This window comes from Lewinella sp. JB7 (assembly GCF_024297185.1).
GTDB lineage: Bacteria > Bacteroidota > Bacteroidia > Chitinophagales > Saprospiraceae > Neolewinella.
Genome location: NZ_JANCTD010000004.1, coordinates 213,203 through 230,916, shown reverse-complemented (window position 1 = coordinate 230,916; position 17,714 = coordinate 213,203). Strand labels below are relative to the sequence as shown.

Genomic DNA, 17,714 nt, shown 5'->3' with positions numbered 1-17,714 from the left:
ACAATCCCGGAATGGAAGCTGCGTTCTGAGTTTGTTCCCCTCCCCGGGGAACCCCGTTCGCGCTGGCTACCCGCACGAGGCCCCGGGCGGGCCTAATTACACCGCATGAATCACCCACTGCACCACATTTTAGAAAAACACCTTGCCCCGGATGCCTTTCGCTGGCTGGAGGGTAAACTGGCCTCCCTCGACGAAGACTTCAAAGTCCGCACCTTCTACCTCGCCTTTGGGGCCTGCCCGCGCTTCGTCGGGAAGGAAGAGCTCAACTTTACGGAATCGGAGCTGAGTGCGCTGAACGTCGCTTACCCCAACTTCAGTGCCACCAACTGGAGCGCCGACCAGCTCGCCCGGGTACTATTCATGACGGCCCTGCCCGCGCAGGACAACGTCCGCATCCTCGATGACCTCTTCGGTACGGCGGATTACCGGGAACTCATCGCCCTGTATAAGGGATTGTACTTTTTGCCCAATGCCGCCGACTTCGTACCCCGCACCCGCGAGGGCCTGCGGACCAATATGGTCGGCGTATTCGATGCCATCGCCCTGGAGAATCCCTTCCCCGCCCGTTACCTCTCCGAAGATGCCTGGAACCATATGGTCCTCAAGGCGATGTTCATGGACCGACCGATGCACCGCATCTACCGCATCGAGGAACGTAAAAACGCCAAGCTCGCCGATATCTTCCTCGACTACGCCGACGAACGTCGGAGTGCCCACCGCCCGGTTAGTCCCGAGCTCTGGCGCTTCATCGATGGATTTCTTAGCTCCCGCGCCCGCGCCGCCCTGGAACTCACCGCCCGGACCGGTACCCCCCTCGAACAAACCGCCGCCCGCAAAGCCCTGGACCCCGCCGCCCCCGCCCCCTCCTGGAACGAGATCGGCCGTCAGGCCACCCGGCTCACGAACTAACTGACTCACGAACTAACTTCCTACCCTTGCAATTCATCGACCCCCACGTTCACATGGTTTCCCGCACGACCGACGATTACGAGGCCATGCGCGCCGCCGGCGTCGTTGCCCTGATCGAGCCCGCCTTCTGGCTCGGCCAGCCCCGCACGGAAGTCGGCAGTTTTAAGGACTACTTCAGCACCCTCGTTGGTTGGGAACGCTTTCGCTCCTCCCAGTTCGGCATTCGCCATTACTGCACGATGGGACTGAACTCCAAGGAGGCTAATAACGAACCCCTCGCGGAAGCCGTCATGGAACTGCTCCCGCTTTACGCCACCAAGGAAGGCGTGGTCGCCATCGGGGAGATCGGCTACGACGATCAGACCGCCGCCGAAGACAAGTATTTCCGGCTGCAGATCGAACTGGCCCTGGAACTCGACCTGCCCATACTGATCCATACCCCCCACCGCGACAAGAAGAACGGGACGTACCGCAGCATGGACGTACTCGAGGAACACGGCTGTGACCCCACGAAGGTCATCATCGACCACTGTAACGAGGAAACCGCCCAGGAGGTGCTCGACCGCGGCTACTGGACGGCCTTTACCATCTATCCCGGTACCAAAATGGGAAACGAGCGCATGGTCGACCTGATGAAGCACTACGGCCCGGAACGCATCATCGTCGACAGCTCCGCCGACTGGGGCATCAGCGATCCGCTGTCCGTTCCTAAGACCGCCGCCCTCATGCTGGAGCGCGGTATACCCGAGGAAGACGTGCGACTCGTCACCTACGGAAATGCCCTGGCCGCCTACGGGCAGAGCGGACAAATGAAGGAATCCGACTGGACCGACGCGCCCGACATCGATCGCAGCCAACTTTTCAGCGGCAACAGCGTACTCCGCAACGGACGCAAAACGGAGCGTTCCGAAACAGAATCCGATAACGTCATCGAAAACTAACGTGGCCCTACGTCCCTTTCTCAGCCTGCTGCGACCGGCTAATCTCGTAACGGCCGTCGCGGATATTCTGGCCGGCGCCAGTGTTGCCGCCGCCTGTTCCGGCGCGTGGGACGACCAGGTCGGCTGGCTCGCCCTGGCTACCCTCGGACTCTACGGCGGCGGGGTCGTGTTTAACGACGTCTTTGACCTGGACCTCGACCGGGTGGAGCGGCCCGAGCGCGCTTTGCCGAGCGGGCAGGTAACGCTGGCCCAGGCAACACTGCTCGGTGGACTTCTCCTACTGGCCGGCGTCGGTCTCTCCCTGATCGTGTCCCCGACGAGTGGCGCGATCGCCCTCGTGGTGGCCGCCCTCACGCTGGTGTACGACGCGAAGGCCAAACACCATGCATTCTTCGGTCCGCTCGTCATGGGAATGTGCCGTGGCGGCAATCTGCTTCTCGGCATCAGCCTGAGCATAGCCGCCCTCCAGGACTACTGGTGGCTAGCCTTCATTCCCATCGTCTTTATCGGAGCCATCACGCTCACGAGCCGCGGCGAGGTCGGGGGGCGGAACCGGGCCTCCATCCAACTGGCTCTTGGTCTGGATACTGCCGTTGCCCTGGCCCTGCTGTCGCTCTCCCGCTGGACGGTGGCTGATCTCTGGCCGGCCCTGCCGTTCCTGCTGCTGTGGTACGGGATGAACCTCCGGGCAAAGGTGGCCGCCATCCGCGACAACCGGCCGCCCCTCATCAAGGGGGCCGTGAAGACGGGCGTCATCTCCCTCATTCCCCTCAACGCCTGCCTCGCGGCCGGATTCATGGGGTGGCCCGCCGGCCTGGCCGTCCTGGCCCTGCTGCCGGTGTCTTTCGGCCTTGCGCGCTACTTCTCCGTAACCTGATTTGCCAGCGTCCCACCGGAAAACCTCAGCACCTGCGTCTCCGTCCATGTAATCGACGGAAAATTATACATATATCGAGTAATAATTTGATATGATGTATATCCCGTATAATTCATATAGGAATCTGCATTGACAAGATTAATTCTATCCAAAGGACAGCATCATTTGAGTATCCTTACCCGGATATTGCGAATGCTTCGGCAGGTGTTCCATGAGGGAACAAACTTTTCTCAATGAGTTTTTGCAGATAAATATAATTCATCTACACAAATACAATACTCTTGACTCCCCCCCACCTACGATTGTATACTCTTCATTAAACGGACGCGGTCCTTAATGATAATGGGTTTTTACGTTTTATCCGTTTTCTTCCCGACTGTCGCGATCTCTCAGGTGGCTCCCTTTCTTACGCCTATTGCTGAGCGAACGCTGGACCTTACCTCCCAACAGCAAAGCAACTTGAATAGGCTACGCGCAAATGCAGACTATTTGGACGTACGGATTAAAGGAAACTTACAGCTCTCAAATCTTCACAGCAACGGAAAATTGGCTCTCCTGTTACCGGGCGAGCCGTCTGTACTGGTAGCAACCACGACCGACGTCAGGGCGATTGCAGACGATGCGTATACCTACGCTGCAGTGTTCCCGGAGTCGGAAGGGTCATTGACTATGACGCGCTATAAAGGGGGTATCACCGGACGCATTGTTTACCAAAACCGGAGTTTCAAACTACTTCCGCTCGGCGATCAGTACGGGATATTGATCGAGATTCGCGACCGCCCTATCAGTGAGGGTTATGGATGTGCGGTGGAAACGGAAGCCTCAGGGTCGCGACTAAAGCAACCGTCTACCGTGCCACAAAAAAACCACTGCAACAGCGAGGTTACGGTTCTCGTCCTGTTTACCGATGCCGCGGATGCGGCTGGTAACCCGTACAAGTTTATATTCGCGGATTCAATCAACTGGAAGCAGGCGAGACCAGCACATGGTGCGCAAATGTTACCTACTGTGACAATGTCAGCCTGGTGTGGGAGTACAGTTACAACGGGTTCAATTACAGCCCCTATTATACTTCTACCTGCGTCGATTTTACTATGCCACAAAGCGGCGATCTGTGGCTTAGGGTCACCGCAACCTGCTCTAACGGTACCACCGCTACGGACGTCCACAAAATAACGGGGGGGCAAGGTACCGGTCCCGAACCGGATAGCTTAGCTTCAGACGGCACGGACACAAATTTGTTTGCATCTGACGCATTACTATCCAGCGATATTAGCGTGCCTTCTCTTCGAGTATTTCCTAACCTCTCGGTCGGAGTGTTTTCCGTGATGTACCGGGCCAAAACAGATGGTAAAGCAACGGTGCAATTACATTCCCTAGGGGGACGTAGGGTTTTCACGCGAACGATCACGCTCAAGGCATTGGCGACGGTATACCAGTCCATTGACGTCGATCTGCCTACCGGAACCTATATTCTAACGGTAACCGATGGGTTGCATACGTACACCCGTAAGGTCAGCATACAATGAATATAGTTCACCTATCTTACGAATATCTACTATACTCGATATGTCTACTGTGTCTGCTGCCGGGTTGCGAAAAAGAAAAACTTGGCGCACTCACCGGTGGGGCGGATACCTGGGAAGAATTTGATTATACGACCGCTACCTACGAACCCGACTCGATTTGGGTAGCCGGTTACCAGGTAATCTATCGCCCTAAAGGACATCACTACTGGGATTTTCAGGCCCATTTTATTGATCAAGAAGGTGTACCCAGAGAGCAACTTTCGTTTCTGATAGACGAACCCCGGCTGGGCTGCCAGTCGCTGGAGCGGCATACGGCTGATATGTATGGCAAAGGATATATCCATAGGTTTGCCAGATTTACCCCTCTGCACGGCGATGCGTTCGCTGAGACGTATATTTTATTCAATCACCCGGATTTTGCCAACGAGATCTGTTTCACGGGCATCTCGGATGACCGCAAGCACTTCCAGGGTACATTTAATCTGGCTTTTGAACACGATACGCTCGGACTACCCATTTACGGCGGTCTGCGACCCGATACGTTCTTACTCACCAGTGGTCAGTTTCAGGTTTCACTAAGTGAGTAGTTAACGGCGTTCGGTGGCGGTGAAATTAAGGATCTACTCCCGTGATGTCTTTCTAAAGGCCGTCAACGTTCTCCACTTTACTTCGTGGTTGCGTTCTTTGCGGTTACTCATCCGCCCCGCATGCAGATCAATCCCGGTCATCACCTTACCTACTGCACAAATATTCACCCCGGAGAAAGTTGGCCGGAGGTGCTGGCCAGCCTCGACCACCTGCTGAAGGTTAAGCAACTTACGGAAGTCGATGGTCCCTTCGGGATCGGTCTGCGCCTGTCGGCCCGTGCGGCGGAGGAATTGGCGGGAACGCAGGAGCTGACGTCCTTCCGACGGTGGCTGTCCGACCACGAATGCTACGTCTTCACCATGAATGGCTTCCCGTACGGGGAGTTTCACGGAGAGCGGGTGAAGGACGACGTCTACACCCCCGACTGGACCACCCGGGACCGCGTCGACTATACGATCCGGCTCTTCGGCATTCTGGCCGAGCTACTGCCCGCGGGTATGGATGGCGGCATCTCTACCAGCCCGCTTTCCTACCGCTTCTGGTTCACGTCGGAGGAGGAGCTGGCGCGGGCGACCCGCGTCTCCACCCGCCACCTCATGGAAGTGGTGCTGCACCTCGTACGGATCAAAGAGCGCACCGGCAAATCCCTCCACCTCGACATCGAGCCGGAACCCGACGGTATCCTGGAGAACAGTCAGGAATTCACGGACTTTTACCGGAAAGTGGTCCTCACCCAGGGCCTCGACTGGCTGCAACGGGAACTTGGTGTTCCGCGCGCCACTGCCGAAGCGGCGATCCGCGAACACCTGACGCTCTGCTGGGACGTCTGTCACTTCGCCGTCGCCTACGAATCTCCCGCCGACGTACTCCAAAACATGCGGGAAGCGGGGATCCGGGTGGGGAAACTGCAAATTAGCGCCGCCCTGAAGGCGGATCTGACCGAGGACCGCGCGGCCGTGCACGCCGCTCTCCTGCCCTACGACGAACCCACCTACCTGCACCAGACGGCCCTGCGCCACCGACGGGGGAATATTCGCCAGTTTCCCGATCTGGGCCCCGGACTCGCGGCCCTGTCCGATCCGGCGTACACAGAATTAAGAACCCATTTTCACGTGCCCATTTATACCGACTGCTACGGGCGTCTGCAGTCGACGAACGATGCCATTGCCGAGACGTTGAAGCTGTGGAAAGCCGATCCCTTCACCCACCACCTCGAAGTCGAAACCTACACCTGGGACGTACTGCCCGACCATCAACGCCTCACCCTTACCGACAGCATTCACCGGGAGCTGGAGTGGGTACGTAATCAACTGAACCGCTAAGACGTGCGCAAAACCGCCATCATCGACATCGTAGGCCTGAGCGCCGACCTCATCGGAGAAGACACCCCCTTCCTGAAACAGTGGTCCGCCAGCCGGAAAACGACCACCGTGGACCCCGCCCTCCCCGCCGTGACCACCACGGCCCAGACGAGCTACCTTACCGGAAAGTGGCCCCGGGACCACGGCATCGTCGCCAACGGTTGGCTCTTCCGCGACGAACAGGAAATCAAACTCTGGCGGCAGAGCAATCATTTGGTCCAGTCGCCCAAGATCTGGGACGTGGCCCGGAAGCGGGACCCTTCCTTTACGGTCGCCAACATGTTCTGGTGGTACAATATGTACTCCTCGGTCGACTATTGCGTGACCCCGCGCCCGCAGTACCTCGCGGACGGGCGCAAGATGCCCGACTGCTACAGCTTCCCCATGGACCTGCGCGAGCGGTTACAAAAGGAGCTGGGGACCTTCCCGCTCTTTTCCTTCTGGGGGCCGCGCACCAACATCAGCAGCAGCCGCTGGATCGCCGATGCCGCCATGCGGGTATTCGACTGGCACCAGCCGACGATGAACCTAGTGTACCTGCCCCACCTCGACTATAACCTACAGCGCCACGGTCAGGAGCATCCGTCCGTACGCCAGGACCTGCGCGAGATCGACGGGGTGGTTAAAGATCTTATCGAATTCTACGAAAGCCACGGGGTGGAGGTCATGGTGCTTTCGGAATACGGCATCACGAACGTCGACCGGCCCGTTCACATCAACCGCATACTGCGGGAGGCGGGCCTGATCAGTGTCCGCGAGGAACGGGGCACCGAACTGCTCGACGTAGGTACCTGCCGCGCCGTCGCCCTGGCCGATCACCAGATCGCCCACATTTACATCCGGGACCCGGCCGATATCCCCCTGGTCCGCGAACTGCTGCAACGCGTACCGGGCATCGGTCAGTTGCTGGACGAAGCGGGGAAGAAGCTTTACAAAATCGACCACCCCCGGGCCGGCGAACTCGTGGCCGTAGCCGATGACCGCAGCTGGTTCACCTACTATTACTGGCTGGACGATGCCCGGGCTCCGGACTACGCGCGGACCGTGGACATCCACAAGAAGCCCGGGTACGACCCCGTGGAGATGTTCCTCGACCCGGAGAAGAAACTGCTCATTCCCCGGATTGCCCTGAAGGTCGCCGGCAAAAAACTCGGCTTCCGGACCCTCATGGACGTGGTACCCCTCACCGCCGATCTGGTGAAGGGCTCCCACGGGTACCTGGGCGGTAAGGACGGCGACAAGCCCGTATTCATCAGCCGGCTCGATACTCCCGACCGGCTCGATGCCCCCGGGGTGTTCGACTGGCTGCTGCGGGCAACCTTCCCGGAGGAAACCGTTTAGTCCAGTGCGCGTGCCCGGTCCGGGTAGTTCGTGATGAAGCCGTCGACCCCAAAGGCGCGCAGCCGGCGCATGTCGGCCTTCTCGTTTACGGTCCAGGCGTTCACCTTCAGTCCGGCGGCGTGGATCTTGTCCACGACGGTCTGGTCCAGGCTGCCGTGATAAGCATTGATGGCCGAAGCGCCGACTTCCTCGGCCACCCCGATAGCCTCCAGCGGATTGCCGTGGGGGAGGACGGCGATGTCGATGTCGGAAGACAGTTCGCGCATGCGCCGCAGTTCGTCGTGGCGGAAACTCGAGATCATGAAGTCCCCGATCTTCCATCCGTGATCCTTTACGAACTCCTCGATGAGGGCGTAGGTGCCCTCCGCGGTACTGCCCCCCTTGAGCTCGACATTGATCTGAATTTCTTTATCCGCCTGCATCAGCACGTCCCGGAGGGTGGGTACCCGGTGGGCGCCGTCGAGCACGACCTGATTCAGTTCGGACAACGTCAGTTCCTCGATCTTGGCGTCGGAGTCGGTGAGACGTTTGAGGTCGCTGTCGTGGTACACGGCAACGGTACCATCCCGGAGCCGCCACACGTCCAGTTCCATCATGTCCGCTCCCAGCTCCACCGCCTTCTGGAAAGCCGGCATGGAGTTTTCCACGGCGTGACCGCTGGCGCCCCGGTGGGCGACGATCAGGGGGCGGGGACGCAGGTCCAGTGAAGCGACAACGGCGAAGTGATCGGAGGGGTAGCGCCCGTCCACGGCATCCGTGAGGGTGGCGAACTTTCGTACCCGGATACCGGGCGACACCATAATGTAGTCGATGCGCCGTTCGGCGGGCGTCGCGTGATCAAAGCCGGTGAAGGTACCGGCGGGTCCGAGGCGTACGGGAGCCGTAGCGTAGGCGTCGACGAGCGAATCGGTCAGGGTCCGGATGGCCTCGGTTTCCGGCGTGAGGTTGAGGTCACCGGTCAGCACGACGGGTAGGTCGTCCGTATTCAGCGAATCCATCATTCGCGTGATCAGGCGGGCGCTCTCCACCCGCGCTTGTTCGCCCCGGTGATCGAAGTGGGTATTGAAGGCCATGAATTCGTGACCGTTCCGCCGGTCCCGGAAGCGTCCGTAGGTCACGATCCGCGGCAGGGCGGCGTCCCAGCCTACGGAGGCCACGGCGTCGGGGGTGGGGGAGAGCCAGAAAGTGCCGCTCTCGGCTACCGTAAACTTGTGTCGGTTGTAGAAGAGGGCGGAGTACTCGCCCGCATTGCCCCCATCGCGGCCCACGCCGAGGTAGGCGTAGGGCGTGAGGTGGCGGTCGAGGTAGGCGAGCTGATCCGGCAGGACCTCCTGGGTGCCGAGGATGTCGGGGGCGTGAAAGAGTACCTGGCTGACGAGAAACTCCCGGCGGTTGGGCCAGGCGTTCTCTCCGTCGCTGGCAACGTTTAGGCGGATGTTGTAGGACATCACCTCCAGAGGAGCTTGCTCTTTATCCATAGCACACGGGACCTGCGCGCCCGCCCAGCTACTTAGCACGATGAGGGCGAGAAGAAATGGGTATTGCATAGGTTCGCGTTAGTAGCCTTCGTTCTGGGGATAGTTGGGGCCCAGCAGCTGAATTTCCGCTTCCGGAATGAAGATGTTCTGTTGGATCGGCGTGATGCGTTCGCGCGCGATGCTCTGCAGGTTATCGTTACCGGCGTGGTCCTGAATGTACTCGACCAGCACGCCCATCCGCTTGAGGGTGAACCAACGCTGTCCCTCGAAGAAGAGTTCGCGGGCGCGTTCGTCGAGGATGGTTTCCTGGGTCACATCCGTTACGGGGGCGGCACCGGCGCGCGTACGGATGGCGTTGAGGCGCTCCAGGGCCATGGCCGTATTACCCTGCCGCATATGCGCTTCGGCGGAGATCAGGTAGGTTTCCGCCAGGCGGTAGACCATGATGTTTTTGATGGTATTGGCCTCGTTAGGATCCGCGTCGCGCTGCTGGAACTTCAGCACGCCCGGATTCAGGGTCTTATAGTACTGGCGGAAGTTGTTCGGGTCCTCGCTGTCGCGGTCGTAAATGTTGATCGTGTCGCCGATCTGTACGCCCGGCGGCAGGGTGGCCGGATCGTTGTAGCGGTACCGGCTGATCATGTAGGTGCCGTCGTCGCGGGTATCGTTGGGATCCTCGGCCAGCAGGTCGACCAGGTAGTTGTTGGGTACGAGCAGCGACGCACCACGGCCACCGTTTTCGCTGGACCGCACGACGCCCGGAATTTCCAGGTAGTTGGCGACGAGGTTGAAGTGGATCTGGTTGCGGGTGCCGCCTCCGATCACGCCATCCTCGAACTGAATGGCGAAGAGCGTTTCGGAATGATTGAGGTCGCCAGCAAAGACTTCGCCGGTGTTGGACAGCAGGTTGTAGCTGCCGTTGTTGATGACGGCCTCGGACTGGGTGATCGCTTCGGCCCAGTTGCCCTGCCACATGGCCACTTTCGCCTTGAGGTGGCGAGCGGATGCCTGGGTCCACCGACCGAACTGCGGGGTCGTCCAGTCAAGGTTTTCAATGGCGAAATCAAGATCGGCATTGATGAGCGCGAAAATTTCTTCGGGACTGCTCTTGTCCTGGGGAACGTCAAAGGCGTTTTCCGGGGAGGTCGGCTCGGTCGTGATGAAGATGTTGTTGAACATCCGGTAGAGCGTGAAGTAGGCGTTGGCGCGCATGGTACGGGCTTCGCCCAGGATCCGGTTCTTGCGGTCCAGGTCGCTTTCGTCGAAGGCGACGGTCTCGGCGGCCGCGATGACGGCGTTGGCCCGGTCGACGATCCGGTAGTAATTGCGCCAGTAGTGGCTGTAGCCGCCCTGTCCGCCGGTGGTGAGGTCGCGGCCCCATCCCAGGCGGGCGTAGAGGGCGATTTCACCGGCGCGGCCGAGGGTGAGATCGGATTTGGCTTGCATGATGAGCGCACGGTGGTCGTTGTTACCGGCACCCGATTCGATGTAGGCCCGGTTGAGGGCGTAAAGGCCCACTACGGCATCCTCCAGGCCCGCGGGCGTGCTGTAGAGATAGTCGACGGAGGTTTCGGACAGCAGTTCGTCCTCCAGAAATTCCTGGCAGGAAGTCAGCAGGAACAACAGGGAGAGGAGCCAGTAGGCGTGCCCTCCGAATGATTTACAAGCTAGGTTCATATACGTATTACTTTGACCGTTGGCCGGGGGCGGCCGGTGGGGGATTGAATAGTTTAGAAGCCGACCTTAAGGCCGAAAGTGTAGCCCTTCGCGTCCGGGAAGGCTCCGGGGTTCACCTCCGGGCTGTACGATTTGTACTCGGTATCCGTGAAGAGGTTGGTGCCGGTCGCGTAGACCTTGATGCTGCCCAGGCCAATCCGGCCGACGGTAGCGGGGGGGATGGTGTACCCCAGCGTCAGGGTCCGCAGGCGCAGGTAGCTGGCGTCCTTTACGGCCAGAGCGAAGAGATTGGAGGGAGTGTTGGGGCGGGGGCGCGGGAACTCCGTGCTGGGATTTTCCGGTGTGTAGTAGTTCACCTTGATGCCGTTGCGGGCCCCCTGTAGCGTACCGCCGAGGTTGAAGTCGGCCAGGTAGGGGTTGAGCTTCAGGGCACCACTGACGAAGTAGAGATCGCCGAACAGATCGAAGCCTTTCCAGGTCAGGGTGGTGTTGAGAGAGCCGTACCAGTCCGGATTTTCGCGGAACACCCGCAGGTCCAGGTCGGTGATCATACCGTCGCCGTTGAGGTCGACCACCCGCACGTCGCCGGGCATGGCGTCGGGCTGGGCGGAGTTGGCGATGTCGTCGTCCGCCTGGAAGATGCCATCGAACACCCGCTGGCGGATGTTGTCGATGGGCTCTCCGATGAAGAGGCCCTGGGAGACGAAGTCGATGGGCTCGCCGTTCTCGTCCGTCGATCCATCCAGGCTGATGATCTTGTTGCGGTTTGCGGACCAGACGGCACCGACGTTCCACCGCAGATTCTCGTTGCGGACTACATCGTAGGCGAGACTCAGTTCGACGCCCCGGTTCTCCACTTCCCCGATGTTGAAGCGGGTGACGGTGAAGCCCGTCGTGCCCGCCAGCGCGCGGTCGAGCAGGAAGTCGGTCGTACTCGATACGTAGTATTCGGCCGTACCGAGCAGGCGGTTGTTCCAGAAACCGAAATCGATGCCGGCGTTGAGCGTGGTAGTGGTTTCCCACTTCAGGTTGGGGTTGGGCAACCGCGTGAGGGGGGCGAATCCGCCGGCGGTCACGCCACCGAAGGTGTAGGGCAGATCGTCGGCCACGCCCAGCGACTGGGAGGGGTCGATGCCTTCGTTGCCCGTGGAGCCGTAGCTCACCCGCAATTTGAGCTGGGTGATGGCGGAGATGTCCCGCAGGAAGGGTTCCTGGTGCGCCTTCCAGGCGACGGCGGCGGCGGGGAAGTAGCCCCACTTGTTGTTTTGGGCGAATACGCTGGAACCGTCGGCCCGCATGGTCAGCGTCAGCAGGTAACGATCGTTGAGGTTGTACCGTACGCGGCCCAGAAAGGAAACCAGCCGGCGGCGGGTCACGTCACGGGAGTTGCCGCGCACCTCGCTGGCGTTGCCGTTGAAGCCCAGGGCGTCGTTGGGGAAGCCCGACTTGGTAATGCTTGTTTCCTCCGAGTTGCGCTGGTTGGTAGCCTGCACGAAGAGGAGATCCAGCTTGTTGTTCTCGTTGATCTCGGGGGAGTAATTCACGATGTTTTCCAGCAGGTACTCCCGGTAGAAGGTGTTGGTCAGCGTGGCCAGCCCCTGGATGTCGGCGTCGCCCTCCGAGTGCTGGGAGGAGCGGTAGAGTCCCTGGTTCGCGGCCCGGTTGCGGAAGAAGGTGTTGAGCTTGTAGCTCAGTCCGGGGAGCAATTCGTAGTTGCCCACGAAGTTGAGGTCGACCAGGGTGGTTTCCCGCTGGTTGTCCGACTCGCGGATGTTCCAGAGTGGGTTGACCGTCGTGCTGCCTTCACCGAGCGGAAACTTGGCCAGGTCCCCGTTGTCGTCGAAGGGGCGGGCCAGGGGAGAAATATTGATGAAGTTGAGGGAGGAGGACTCGATGTCCTGCTGGCTCTTCTGGAAATTTACGTTGCCCTGCAGCGATATACGGTCGCTCACCCGCTGATCCACGTTGAGGCGAATGGCCCCCCGCTTGAAGCCGGAGGTGGGGATGAGACCGTCCTGATCGAAGTAGTTCAGACTGGTGTACACCTTGGTATTCTGCCCGCCCCCGGCGAGGGTGAGGGAATGGCTCTGGATGAGCGCGTCCTCGAGTACCAGGTCTTCCCAGTCTACGTAGTCACCCTGCTGCAGTGTCTGCAGCTCCTGGGGTTCGAAGATGATCTCGTCGTCGAGGTACATGTCGTTGTTGTCGGTGCGCTGCGCTTCCCGTCTTACCTGAGCGAACTCTTCCCCGTTATAGAGGTCAAAGTTTTTGGTAAGCGATTGCACCGTGGCGTAGCCGTGGTAGTTCACCTGCAGCTTCCCTTCCTTGCCGCGGCGGGTGGTGATGAGGATCACGCCGTTGGCGGCCCGGGCACCGTAGATGGCCTGACTGGATGCGTCCTTCAGCACTTCGATGGAGGTGATGTCTTCCGGTGCCACGTCGTTGATGTTATCGTAGGGTACGCCGTCGACGATCACCAGCGGGTCGTTGCCGACCAGGGACACCTTGCCCCGGATGACGATATTCGAAGTGCCCCCCGGCCGCGGGTCGGCCAGGTTGACCTGTACCCCCGGCGCCCGGCCCCGCAGCATTTCCGCTACGTTGGTAGTCGGAATGGCGGTGGCCTCGTCTACGTCTACGCTGGTCACAGAGCCTACGACATCGCTTTTCTGCACGGTACCGTAGCCGACGACCACGACTTCGTCCAGCAGGTTATCGTTGGTTCGCAGCGTAATCGTCAGCGGGCCGGGTACGATACCCACTTCCCGGGTCACGTAGCCCAGGTAGGACACGACCAGCGTATTCGCGTTTTCGCCAACGGTCAGCTCAAACTTCCCGTCGACGTCCGTGACCGTTCCGGTGGTCGTATTCTTCACCTGCACGGTGGCCGCGATCAGCGGTGTGTTTTCGGTATCTACGACCTGCCCGATAACCGTGCGCTGCGCGCTGAGGCCTCCGACATATAATAGAAGGATCATCAGAACGCAGAACGGTCTGGGTAAACGACTAAACTCCATATACGAGTGGTTTTTGAAGAAAACTTGGGGCACGCCTTGGTGCGTTTTGCGATCGAACAAGCTAAAACTCCGGCCAAGGACGGCCGAAATTTCCATATTGAGTTTCTTTGCCGAGCCGTACAAACAGCTCATTTATCAGAAATTCCGCGCTAAGTTAAGCTAAAGTTAACTCAAAGTTAAGCGGGTGGAACTTTTATTGAAAAATATGGTGGCTGATAATCAAATACTTACGATGTAGGTACAGCTATTTCTTGTCCTCCTCTCCGTGCGCGCTTAACATAGCCTTGCCAAAACGTTGACCGTTAAATAGCCTGCCGGGCCCCAGTCGGTCGCGTTCTTCGGCGGGCAGCCGGTTGAAGTCCCGGCATTCCGGTGAGCAGCAGTTTTCGTAGGTCGTGGCGCAGGCCTCACACTGTACGAACAGGATATGACAGGCGGTATTCGCACAGTCGAGCTGGCGATCGGTCGGGTGCCCACACTGGTGGCACCGGCTCACCACGTCTTCCGTGATGCGCTCTCCGAGTCGCTCGTCGAAGACGAAGTTCTTACCGATGTATTTCTTTTCCAGCCCTTCTTGCTCGCACTGACGGGCGTATTCGATGATGCCTCCGTCGACCATGCTCACGCGGCCGAATCCCCGGTGGAGATAGTAGGCGCTGGCCTTCTCACAGCGAATCCCCCCGGTGCAGTACATGACGATCTCCCGATCTTTCTTGTCTTCCAGCAGTTCCTCCACGACGGGCAGAATTTCGCGAAAGTTGGTCACCTGCGGGCGGATGGCCCCCCGGAAGTAGCCTACTTCACTCTCGTAGTGGTTCCGCATATCGACGACCACCGTATCCTCCCGGTCCAGCAGTTCGTTCACTTCCCGGGCACTGAGGTGGCGACCCCGACGGGTTACGTCGAAGGTGTCGTCGTCGAGCCCATCGGCCACGATCTTGGGGCGCACCTTCACGATGAGCTTGAGGAAGGATTTTGCCTCGGCCTCAATGGCGATATTCAGCCGCGTCCCCTCCAGAAAGGGTACGCTGTACAGAGCTTGCCGAAACTCATCCAGCCGCGAACTTGGCACGGAAAGTTGCCCGTTGATCCCCTCCCGGGCGATGTATATCCGCCCGAGGACACCCAGGACCGACCAGCGGGCGTAACACGCATCCCGGAAAGCCTGCGGATCGTCGATGCGGGCGTAGCGGTAGAACGACAGCGTCGTCCGGGGTTCGGTCTCCGCGTCCAGCCGGGCCTGTAACTGCTCCCGGGACAGCAAGTTGCGTAGTTCGTGATTCCCTTCCATAAGCGGCCGCAAAGATAGGCATTAGGTCCGGCTCAGCTCCCGCCGGAAGGCCGTTGTCTGCAACATCGTGGTGGCCAGTTTACCGAAGGCGTCGTAGCGCTCGGTGGCGGAATGCAGTTGCTGCCGCAACCAGGAGAAGACCGCGGGGTGCAGGAGCGGCGTGGCAAGTTTCCAGTGCAGCGCCAAATCACGCTGGGTGGCGTAATCGAGCTGCCGGTTTTCCAGGTCGTCCAGCAGCCGCCTCACCATCGCCCGGGTGAGCCGCTCGGACCAGGCCGAACGACGGTTTAGCGCCAGCCACCGGGGCAGTCCCCGCAACCGCAGGGCATCGCGCTGATCGGTGAGTAAAGACTCGTACAGGCGGTCGAAGGCGGCGTCCGGTAGCTGGCGGACGAGCTCCACGCCCAGTTCGGCGGGGAATTGTGGCGGACTCTCCCGTAGCAGGAAGTCCAGAAATTCCACCTTCCGCCCCGGATTGTCGAAAGTGGCTACCGCCCGTCCTACGCTCCGGACTTGTAAAGGCTTGAGAGATAACCACCAGGTTGGCGGCTTCAGTTTTACCCATTCGTCCCAGCTGGAGGGGGGCATAATTTCCAGCAACCACTGGTCCAGGGTCTGCGGGGCCTTCAGTCCTCCGTATTTCTTCAGCAGTTCCTTGTGTTCAGCGTGGACAACCGTGGTCCGCAGATCGCCCCCTTCGCTGACGATCGCCCGGGCGAGCTCCCCCAGATCGGCTATTGCCTCCGGCTCCCCGGCCCGCAGCAGTAAGGCCGTGAGCACGCGCCGCACACCCTTACGTTTCGGGGAGAGGCTTTCGCGCAACCAGGAATGATCCGCCGCGGAAAGGCCCACCGCCATTCCTTCCAGTAGTATCTCCTGATTGCGGGGGCTCTGGTCGGACCAGCCCTTCGCCAGCGCTTCCCGGGCGGCGTCCGGAGCCGTGAACCGCCACCGGGCGAGCAGTTTCGCCCGATGCGACGGTTGATCAGTGGCTCGCCAGGCCCGGACGTAGTCGAAGCCCGTAGCCAGTTCGGCCCAGTCAGGATTGCGCTCGGCCAGCCAGTTAGCGCGCCGTCCACCGGCGCGTACGTACGTCCGGGCACGGGGGAAATCTTCCTCCATCAGGGCGGCGGCGCGCTGGAGCAAGGCCGGCAACAGGGGCGGGGGAACGTAAGTTTTCCGCTCGAGTACAAGGTCGATCCCTTCGTCCAGCAGTTCGGTATAGGTCCCTTCCAGCATAAGCTGCAGTCCGCGCGCGAGCCGGAGGGCGGGCGGGGAGCCCGTCTCGGCGGGCGCGACGTCCGCGGGCCCGGACGGCGGGCGCGCGCGGTGCGGACGAAGGCGTTCCAGGCGTTCCCCTACAGCGATCGCCGCCAGTAGCCGCTCCGCATCGTCGGCGGTCGGATCGACTGCGTCGAGGGATGCGAGCCACGTTGCCACTTCCGCGGGCGGATCGCGGCGGGCGGTTCCCAGGGTCACGGCGCGCAACAGGGAAGAATAGGGCGGGGGAGTGGTCACGGGGCCCAAAGTAAGGCGGCCGACCTACCGGCCCGCAACGAAGCCGCGGAAAATTCCGTTTCTTCACTCGGTCACCCGCCAAAGGGGAACGTCCCGTCTTCTTACCCCCATCCTGCCGTGATGAAAGCTTTTCTCTTCTCCGTCTTCCTACTGCCCCTGCTGCTGACCGCCCAGACCTCCCTGGACGGGCTCTGGGAAGGCACCATGACGGTAGGCGGCATTTACTCCAACGAGGCCCTGCCGATGCAACTGTACATCACCACCGACGGTAGCCGGGTGACCGGACGCAGCTACGTCACGCTGCCCGACGGGAAGGTGCTGCGCATGGACCTGAGCGGGTATTACTACGGCGACCGCTCCCTGTCGCTGGTGGAAATTTCGTTCGTGGGCGACGGGGACAACGCCATCATGCCGGAATTCAACCGGCAGTACCAGATCGTGTATAAACCCGACCTGTGGGACAGCGAATTGCGGGGCTACTGGCAGGAAGTCAGTGACCATACCTTCAGCGACACTCGTCGCCGCGGGCGCATGATTCTCAAAAAGCAAAAGAAGGAACGGGCCTAGTACACACGCTTCGTGTCGGTCTGCAGTAGGCCTTCGATCGCCTCGTGCACCCGCCGGGGCTTCTGGGGGCGCCAGGTGAGGTGGTTAAGGTGCTCGCCGAAGCGGATGAATTTGTCCAGTCCCGCGTCGTTCATTTCGTCCCGGACGTGATCAAGTACGTTGAGCATGGCGATCCAGCCGTTAGCGTCCACGATTTCCTGGTGCCACTCTTCGTAGTAATCGTCGGCGTCCGAATGGAAATTAAGGACCCCCTCCATGATTAGGATGTACTGCGTGATGCCTTCGGCAACCAGGTAGTCGATCACCTCCCGCTTCAGGTGCATCGAATCGTTGTGGAGGGCATCGTTCCACTCCCCGATCAACTCGATGATGGCGTACCGTTCGTCGTAGTCCACGAAGAGGACCTTCAGGTAGAGGGTTTCGGAGCCGAACTCGTCCCACTGGGGATGAAGCAGGTAGTTGTATACCCGGTTGGAGTAGCTGAACTCACTATAGCGTCTCCCGTAGAAGGGGGAGGAGGAATCGTCTTCGGCGCGGTACTTGTCGCGCCACTGGAAGTGGGGCTCGATGTCGTGCATTGGTATAGGGAATTGGGCGGGCCTCGTCCCGGACCGGACGGC

The 17,714-nt window shown here is 60.2% G+C and carries 14 protein-coding genes; 8 read left to right on the top strand and 6 right to left on the bottom strand.

Annotated elements, in window-relative coordinates:
* Nucleotides 1-105 precede the first annotated feature (105 nt).
* The 7 genes from NMA52_RS09190 to NMA52_RS09165 all read left to right on the top strand — a co-directional run bounded on the left by NMA52_RS09190 (nt 106) and on the right by NMA52_RS09165 (nt 7,546).
* A complete protein-coding gene (locus tag NMA52_RS09190; RefSeq protein WP_254827367.1) occupies nt 106-909 on the top strand; it encodes an EboA domain-containing protein in 804 nt (267 codons plus the stop codon).
* Between the two features lie 26 nt (nt 910-935).
* A complete protein-coding gene (locus NMA52_RS09185) occupies nt 936-1,850 on the top strand; it encodes a TatD family hydrolase (protein WP_254827366.1) in 915 nt (304 codons plus the stop codon).
* Nucleotide 1,851: 1 nt separating this feature from the next.
* Entirely contained in the window at nt 1,852-2,727 is an 876-nt protein-coding gene (gene eboC / locus NMA52_RS09180) for a UbiA-like protein EboC (RefSeq protein ID WP_254827365.1), read from the top strand.
* A gap of 1,094 nt (nt 2,728-3,821) precedes the next feature.
* Nucleotides 3,822-4,256 (top strand): T9SS type A sorting domain-containing protein, encoded by a 435-nt coding sequence (locus NMA52_RS19130; RefSeq protein WP_371930955.1) that lies wholly within the window; start codon nt 3,822-3,824, stop codon nt 4,254-4,256.
* Nucleotides 4,253-4,843 (top strand): hypothetical protein, encoded by a 591-nt coding sequence (locus NMA52_RS09175; RefSeq protein ID WP_254827364.1) that lies wholly within the window; start codon nt 4,253-4,255, stop codon nt 4,841-4,843. The genes NMA52_RS19130 and NMA52_RS09175 overlap by 4 nt, the downstream gene beginning before the upstream one ends.
* A gap of 120 nt (nt 4,844-4,963) precedes the next feature.
* Nucleotides 4,964-6,166 carry a metabolite traffic protein EboE gene (eboE, locus tag NMA52_RS09170; protein ID WP_254827363.1) on the top strand — a complete coding sequence of 401 codons (1,203 nt, stop codon included), beginning with the start codon at nt 4,964-4,966 and terminating at the stop codon, nt 6,164-6,166.
* Nucleotides 6,167-6,169: 3 nt separating this feature from the next.
* On the top strand, nt 6,170-7,546 hold the full coding sequence (locus tag NMA52_RS09165) for an alkaline phosphatase family protein (protein WP_254827362.1): 1,377 nt from the start codon (nt 6,170-6,172) through the stop codon (nt 7,544-7,546).
* Here the strand turns inward: NMA52_RS09165 and NMA52_RS09160 are convergent.
* The 5 genes from NMA52_RS09160 to NMA52_RS09140 form a co-directional block, all read right to left on the bottom strand.
* Nucleotides 7,543-9,093 (bottom strand): glycerophosphodiester phosphodiesterase family protein, encoded by a 1,551-nt coding sequence (locus NMA52_RS09160; protein WP_254827361.1) that lies wholly within the window; start codon nt 9,091-9,093, stop codon nt 7,543-7,545. The two genes, NMA52_RS09165 and NMA52_RS09160, sit on opposite strands and share 4 nt — an antisense overlap.
* 9 nt (nt 9,094-9,102) lie before the next feature.
* Complete coding sequence (locus NMA52_RS09155) at nt 9,103-10,701, bottom strand: RagB/SusD family nutrient uptake outer membrane protein (protein WP_254827360.1); 1,599 nt, start codon at nt 10,699-10,701, stop codon at nt 9,103-9,105.
* A 53-nt stretch (nt 10,702-10,754) separates the two neighbouring features.
* A complete protein-coding gene (locus NMA52_RS09150) occupies nt 10,755-13,679 on the bottom strand; it encodes a TonB-dependent receptor (RefSeq protein WP_254827359.1) in 2,925 nt (974 codons plus the stop codon).
* Nucleotides 13,680-13,962: 283 nt separating this feature from the next.
* Nucleotides 13,963-15,009, bottom strand: coding sequence for a rhodanese-related sulfurtransferase (locus tag NMA52_RS09145; RefSeq protein ID WP_254827358.1), 1,047 nt, complete (start codon nt 15,007-15,009; stop codon nt 13,963-13,965).
* Nucleotides 15,010-15,030: 21 nt separating this feature from the next.
* Nucleotides 15,031-16,527 (bottom strand): DUF5691 domain-containing protein, encoded by a 1,497-nt coding sequence (locus NMA52_RS09140; RefSeq protein WP_254827357.1) that lies wholly within the window; start codon nt 16,525-16,527, stop codon nt 15,031-15,033.
* A 120-nt stretch (nt 16,528-16,647) separates the two neighbouring features.
* Here NMA52_RS09140 and NMA52_RS09135 point away from each other — a divergent pair, with 120 nt between their 5' ends.
* The gene (locus NMA52_RS09135) at nt 16,648-17,094 is read left to right on the top strand and encodes a hypothetical protein (RefSeq protein WP_254827356.1); all 447 of its coding nucleotides are present in this window, start codon (nt 16,648-16,650) and stop codon (nt 17,092-17,094) included.
* On the opposite strand, the gene NMA52_RS09130 is transcribed toward NMA52_RS09135, so the two are convergent.
* Nucleotides 17,091-17,672, bottom strand: coding sequence for a hypothetical protein (locus NMA52_RS09130; RefSeq protein ID WP_254827355.1), 582 nt, complete (start codon nt 17,670-17,672; stop codon nt 17,091-17,093). The genes NMA52_RS09135 and NMA52_RS09130 overlap by 4 nt on opposite strands.
* Nucleotides 17,673-17,714 lie beyond the last annotated feature (42 nt).

Bases quoted from the DNA above. Each gene is read 5' to 3' on its own strand.
- NMA52_RS09190 (WP_254827367.1), top strand. From the start codon at position 106: ATGAATCACCCACTGCACCACATTTTAGAAAAACACCTTGCCCCGGAT.
- NMA52_RS19130 (WP_371930955.1), top strand. From the start codon at position 3,822: ATGCCACAAAGCGGCGATCTGTGGCTTAGGGTCACCGCAACCTGCTCT.
- NMA52_RS09175 (WP_254827364.1), top strand. From the start codon at position 4,253: ATGAATATAGTTCACCTATCTTACGAATATCTACTATACTCGATATGT.
- eboE (WP_254827363.1), top strand. From the start codon at position 4,964: ATGCAGATCAATCCCGGTCATCACCTTACCTACTGCACAAATATTCAC.
- NMA52_RS09160 (WP_254827361.1), bottom strand. From the start codon at position 9,093: ATGCAATACCCATTTCTTCTCGCCCTCATCGTGCTAAGTAGCTGGGCG.
- NMA52_RS09155 (WP_254827360.1), bottom strand. From the start codon at position 10,701: ATGAACCTAGCTTGTAAATCATTCGGAGGGCACGCCTACTGGCTCCTC.
- NMA52_RS09150 (WP_254827359.1), bottom strand. From the start codon at position 13,679: ATGATCCTTCTATTATATGTCGGAGGCCTCAGCGCGCAGCGCACGGTT.
- NMA52_RS09145 (WP_254827358.1), bottom strand. From the start codon at position 15,009: ATGGAAGGGAATCACGAACTACGCAACTTGCTGTCCCGGGAGCAGTTA.
- NMA52_RS09135 (WP_254827356.1), top strand. From the start codon at position 16,648: ATGAAAGCTTTTCTCTTCTCCGTCTTCCTACTGCCCCTGCTGCTGACC.
- NMA52_RS09130 (WP_254827355.1), bottom strand. From the start codon at position 17,672: ATGCACGACATCGAGCCCCACTTCCAGTGGCGCGACAAGTACCGCGCC.